At 25.1% G+C, this 5496-nt stretch carries 4 protein-coding genes and 1 pseudogene; all 5 read right to left on the bottom strand.

Features of this window, described 5'->3' with window-relative positions; all coding sequences use genetic code 11:
- Positions 1–388: pseudogene (locus ACTHW2_RS10360) on the bottom strand (UDP-glucose 6-dehydrogenase); the annotation flags it as partial.
- 63 nt (positions 389–451) lie between these two features.
- Positions 452–1879, bottom strand: coding sequence for a Gfo/Idh/MocA family oxidoreductase (locus ACTHW2_RS10355; RefSeq protein ID WP_442263844.1), 1428 nt, complete (start codon positions 1877–1879; stop codon positions 452–454).
- Positions 1880–1882: 3 nt separating this feature from the next.
- A complete protein-coding gene (locus tag ACTHW2_RS10350) occupies positions 1883–3058 on the bottom strand; it encodes a CDP-glycerol glycerophosphotransferase family protein (RefSeq protein WP_442263843.1) in 1176 nt (391 codons plus the stop codon).
- 32 nt (positions 3059–3090) lie between these two features.
- Complete coding sequence (locus ACTHW2_RS10345; RefSeq protein WP_442263842.1) at positions 3091–4338, bottom strand: oligosaccharide flippase family protein; 1248 nt, start codon at positions 4336–4338, stop codon at positions 3091–3093.
- A gap of 19 nt (positions 4339–4357) precedes the next feature.
- On the bottom strand, positions 4358–5496 hold a 1139-nt coding region (locus tag ACTHW2_RS10340), incomplete at its 5' end, for a hypothetical protein (RefSeq protein ID WP_442263841.1).

Genomic DNA, 5496 nt, shown 5'->3' with positions numbered 1-5496 from the left:
ACTTTTCCTTTACTTCCTTTGTATATCCTACTGGTACTGTAGATTTTATTATCATCACTGCATCAAGGTTTATTTCTAATACATCACTTATTACTGATTCTACTGATGATGTATCAAAATAGTTTTTTTCCGAATCATAATTAGTAGGTGTAGCTATTATTACATAATTAGCATCTTTATAAATTGATTTATCCATTGTTGCTAATAGATTTAATTTTTTGTGTTTTAAATAATCTTCTATTTCTTCATCTAATATAGGTGATTTTTTATCATTTATTAAATTTACTTTCCATTCATCTATATCTAATATATTTACTTCATTATTGCCTGCAAGTAATACTGCATTTGAAAGTCCAACATATCCTGCTCCTGCTACTGCAATTTTCATTTATATTTCCTCCTATAATATGTTACAAAAAACTTTAGTTATATATTTTAATATATTAAAATATTATATCTTTTTAAGATTGTATCCTTTCAGAAATTTCTCTATTATATTTATTATAGCTATAGATTCTTCAGAAGTTAGTTTATAGGTTTCTAACCTATTATTATTTATCATAGAAACAAATTCAGCAATCTCATATCTTAACCCATCACCTTCAAATTTATAATAGTGCTTTTTATTATTACTAAAATTTTCAAATCTAATTTCGAAGTACTCAGTTTTCCACCATGGAGAAGGAACATATATATATCCTTTAGTTCCTGAAATAATTAAGTCACCTTCTGATTTCACTCCTAGGCCAACTTTCGCAGTAGCTATAGCATCCTTATATCTTAAATTTACTTTTGTAAACATATCTACTTTATCATTTTTATCAAAATAAGAGAAAAAATCTATATCTTCTATATTAGTACCTAATAATTTTATAATAGCTAATAAAGGATAGGTTGCAAGTTCTGTTATACTTCCCCCACCTTTTTTTGAATTTAGTTCTCTTATTCTTTCTTCTATCCCTGGAGTGACTTCTACTTCTCCAAACCCATCTTTTTCTATACATTTATCTTCAGCAAAATGATTTTTATCTGTTATTAATTTTGTGAAAGTAGCATCAATATTTTTTATTTTACCAATTAATCCACTTTTAGCTACATTTTTTAATCTTATAAATCCAGGTGAATAAGCAGTTTTAATTGCTTCTAATAATATCACGTTTTTATCTTTTGCTAATTCATACAATTCCTTTGCTTGATTTGCATCTAGAACTATAGGTTTTTCACACAACACATGAACACCATTTTGAATGGCTTTTTTTGCGTATTCATAGTGTGTTAAGTGTGGAGTAGCTATATAAACTGCATTTACATTTTTTAAAAATTCTTCATAGTTAGTTGAATAAAATTTCAATTCATGCCTTTCAATAAACTTTTTTAAAGAATCTTCATTTCTTCCAAAGGCCCCTTCTACATTTACTCCACTTACAAATTTTGATTCCTGTATAAACCTATTTGCTATTCTTCCATATCCAACTACTCCTAAATTAAGTATTCCATTGTTTTGAGCCCTTAATTCAGTGCTAGATACACCCTTAGTTCTTTCTAAATAAACAACTTCGCAATATTCTTTTAAATAGTCGAACTTTCCTAACCAATCTGATCCAATGGCAAATATATCAATATCATATTTTTGAATGTCGTTTATCTTTTGCCCTTCATATTCTTCTATTATTATCTCATCGGCAAGACCACTATTTCTTATATTTTCAATACGTTTCATCAAACTTTCTTGTACGTTTAATTTTCCTCTACTATCATCATAATTATCAGTAGTAACTCCAACTATTAAATAATCACCTAATTCCTTAGCTCTTTTCAACAGTCTATAATGTCCTTTATGAAATAAATCATAAGTTCCATAAGTAATAACTTTTTTCATTGGTTAAATCTCCTTTCTTATATACTCTACTACATTTTGGGATGCTGTACCTTTTTCTAACATTCCTATATCTTTAAAAAAATTTTTTATTTTACTTTTATATTCTTCTAATTGAAAGTTTTCAATTTCTTCTAATAAATAGCTATTGTTTTCTGCTATAGGGAAAGGTAATGAATATATATCAAAATAAAAATTCCTATCTTTTTTATATTCTTCAATATCCTTTGTGTATAAAATAACTGGCTTGTAAGTTATTGCAAATTCAAACATAGTACTCGAATAGTCAGTTAATAATATATCACTAGCTGCTAATAATTCGTACATATCATCGTATTGAGAAGCATTTATTATATTTTTATCATATTTTATGAAATTCGATTTATTTGATAAATTAGGATGTAATCTTACTAATATAGTCCACTTTCCTAAAAACTTCTTTTCCAAGGAATTTAATAGTTCATTAAAATTCACATCATATACATCTAAATTGCCATCTGCTCTAAAAGTAGGAGCATATATTAGTATTTTATTATTATTATCTATCTTAAAATAGTCTTTTATTTTTTCATTTATCTTCTCTGTTTTTTCTAATAATATATCACATCTTGGACTACCAAACTCTTTTATAACCCCATTATACCAAAAAGAATTTCTATACATATCAGTACAAAATTCACTATTTGAAATAAATGTATCTGCTATTTTGGAGTCTTCTTTAGCTGATATTATATAACCTTCAGATAATTTGTTTTCTACATCTTTTTCTATTTGTTTAAGAGCAATTCCACCATGCCAAGTTTGAATATAATGTTGTTTGCTTTTTTTAGGAGGGTAAAACATCTTTCTACAATTATCAATCCATATTCCAGCTGTCGCTAATTCATATAATCCTCTGAATGATTTGTACTTTACAGGAGTAACTTGTTTAGGAAAATTAGCCTTGTCTATTATACTTTTATTAGTTAACCATATTAATTCATAATTATATTTATTTTCTATTATTTCATTACAAATATATTTTCCATTATCTCCGTAACCTTTTCCATAGTAATTGCTAAATACTATCTTATTCTTATTTATAGGGAATAAATTAAATAAATAATAATAATTCCCCATTCTAAGTTTAATTATAAATTTTAATATTTGTTTAGGTAATATTTTTTTTAATATATTCTTCAATTGATATAACCTCCTTAAGTATAATTTTTTAATTATACTTTCTTAAAAGATGTCCTATTTCTCCATATTACAATAGCTCTATATCCCATTATTACTAATTCAGATATTACAGTAATATATGAAATACTATACACATTGAAAGTATCTGTTATCAAAAGAAATGCCATACCTACTACATGGAAAATAGAAGCATAGATTATAGATAAATTTGCATATTTAGAAAGACCCATAGGCGTTAATACAGGAAAACCTAATATGTACGTGATAGGAGTTATTACTATAATTGGTAATAATATTCTTAAAATATCCCCTGCTTGTCTAAATTCTTCTCCTAATAATAAAGCTATAAAACTTTCTGCATATATTCCTACTATTATAACACTTACTACTACAGGCGGAATGATAATTAATAATATTTTCTTTATTAATTTAAAATCTTTATTTTTTACCATATAAGGATATAAACTATCAGCTATAGGAGAAAATCCGCTTTTAGCTGTACTAATAAGTTTATCAGAAGAAGTATATAGCCCAACTACACTACTCCCTTTAGGATATACTAACCCTACTAAGAAAGTGTTTGTAGCTGTATAAATCGTTGTAGCTATTCTTGAATAAAAGAAAAAACTTGAACGTTTAAATGTATACCATAAATACTTTCTATCCACATGTTTAAATCGTATCCCTATTACTTTAATAGCATGTGCATATATCCCGATTATAGCTACTAAATTCCCTATCATAGTAAATAAGGGAATAAGGTAATAGTCTTTTTTCTCGTTTAAAAATAAGAAAATCATTATTACAAAAAATGCTTGAATAAGTACCGTTCTAATAGTAATAGTTTTCATATTCTCTAATCCTCTATACAAATAATCAGGTAAAAATGCAGAAGTAGCTACTGCAAAAAATGTAATTACGTATAGTAGGTATTCTTCTCTAAAACGAGGAAATATTAAAATAACGCTCAGGATTATTATAAAAGATATTAATACAAGAATTAATTTTACTATACTGACAGAAGTGACTATCTTTGATAATTCTTCTTTATCTTCTCTATATTTAGCTACTTCTTCAGTAGCAGATAAAAGAAATCCAAAGTCAATAATCATTCTGAAATATGTCATAAAAGCTAAAGCAAATCCAACTCGTCCATAATAATCAGGCCCTAATATTCTAGTTTGATAAGGCACTGTTATAAAACTAAAAAAATATGTGGAAAAAACCAGTATATACAAAAAAAATGTATTTTTAAATAGTGTTTTTATATTTAAATTCAATAGATGTCACTTCTCTTTCCTAGGTAGTATAAAGTTTTTTATTTTCATTATAATAATTAGTTATTAACATTGATACAAATAAAGTGAAAATAATAGTATAATGTACATTTAATGTGAAACTCATTAAAAATATATAAGTAGATAATATATCTAGACATTTATTATAGTTTTTAGGATTAAACCATATATTTATTAAAAGTAGTATAAAACCTGGTATTCCCAATTCAAATAAAATGCCTAAGTATGAATTATGAGTATCTCTACCTAAAAATGGAACTATAGAATTAGGACCTAAACCCACCCAAGTTTTAGCAACAAAACTAAGTGCTCTTACTTGTGCCACTATTCTATATTTTAATGATAGGAACTTAATGACTAATTCCTTTTCACTAAAGGGTAAAAATAAAGATAAAGTATCTACAAATAATTGTTGTAAAAAATCTATATTAATATATGCGAAGAATAAAATCCCTAAATATATTCCAAGAAATATTAATTGTTTAACAAATATATTTTTAAATTTTATGAATTTATTCATAGATAAAGAGAAAACAAATAATATTATGACTGTCCATGACAAACTTAAAATAATATTAATTATAAATACACCAATTATCCATTTCCTATCTTTTATTTCTAAATCTTTTTTAAATAGTACTATTATTAACATTACACCATAAAACAACCCCAAGAAATTAGGATCAAAAAATGGCCCAGCAAATCTAGTTCCTAAATATTCTATAGGAGGCCAGATATTAAATTTTAATACAGTAAAAAATAAAGCATCTATAATTATAATCACACCTATTAAAGTATAACCATATATCATATTTGTTAATATTTTCTGAAAGTCTTTATATTTTATTAAATCAATATAAAATATAATTAAAAAACCAAATATAGCAAACAAAGTTATCAATCTATTTATAGTTAATATTATATTAGTGCCATAAAACCAAAAACTATAATTTATAAATATAATAATTAATATATTTATTATAGATATCTCTCTTATTCTTTCTCGTATATTGTAACCTTCTCCCTTTTTAACAAGAAAAAGAATTGACAAAAATTGAATAAATAAAGAGAACACATATCTAATGTATGGAATATGGAATGTTGATATATATTGAACTCCACCTAATATGAAATATGCAC

Origin of the sequence: Tissierella sp. (assembly GCF_052089545.1) — a bacterium.
Lineage (GTDB): Bacteria > Bacillota > Clostridia > Tissierellales > Tissierellaceae > Tissierella_A.
This window is presented reverse-complemented; position numbering and strand designations above follow the sequence as displayed.